The following is a 682-nucleotide window of genomic DNA, read 5'->3' on the forward strand; positions in this document are numbered from 1 at the left end:
GGCCGCCATCGCGCACGCCCAGTTCGAGACCATCCACCCGTTCGCGGACGGCAACGGCCGCACCGGGCGCGTCCTCGTGCACGCCGTGTTGCACCGGGCCGGCGCGATCACCCGTATGGGGGTGCCCCTCTCCGCGGGACTCCTCACGGACACGGCCGGATACTTCGACGCCCTCACCGCCTACCGCGACGGCGACCCCGCGCCCATCGTGCGCCGCTTCGCGCAGGCCGCCCTGGCCGCCGTCGACAACGGCCGAGAGCTCGTCGCGGACCTGGACGAGGCCCTGACCGGCTGGCGCGAGCGGCTCACTGCCCGGCGGGACGCGGCGGTCTGGCGGGCGCTCGCGGTGATCATCGCGCAGCCTGCCGTGACCGTGGACCATCTGGCCCAGGCGCTGGGTGTCTCGCGCCCGGCCGCCCAGCGGGCCGTGGACCAGCTTGTCGAGGCCGGTGCGCTGCAGCCGGTCTCCAGCCAGCGTCGGAACCGGGTGTGGCTGGCCACCGAGGTGCTCGCCTGTCTGGACGAGTTCGCCGCGCGTGCGGGCCGGCGTGGTTGACGGGGGCGGTCTACAGGGTTGACCAGCCTCAGTGCCGTATGTAGTGCCCCGGCTATGGTCAGGCGAACACACGAGGTGAGGCCCGCGGGATGACTCGCGGTCCGTCAGCCACAGGATCACGTCCCC

General features: G+C 73.6%; 1 protein-coding gene. It reads left to right on the forward strand.

All coding sequences use genetic code 11. The features are described 5' to 3' along the window. Positions 1-556 (forward strand): Fic family protein (locus KZX60_RS11905; protein ID WP_248118624.1); only part of this gene is annotated, 556 nt, incomplete at its 5' end. Positions 557-682: the final 126 nt, after the last annotated feature.

Source organism: Micrococcus sp. EYE_212 (assembly GCF_023147585.1).
In the GTDB taxonomy this organism is placed as follows: domain Bacteria; phylum Actinomycetota; class Actinomycetes; order Actinomycetales; family Micrococcaceae; genus Micrococcus.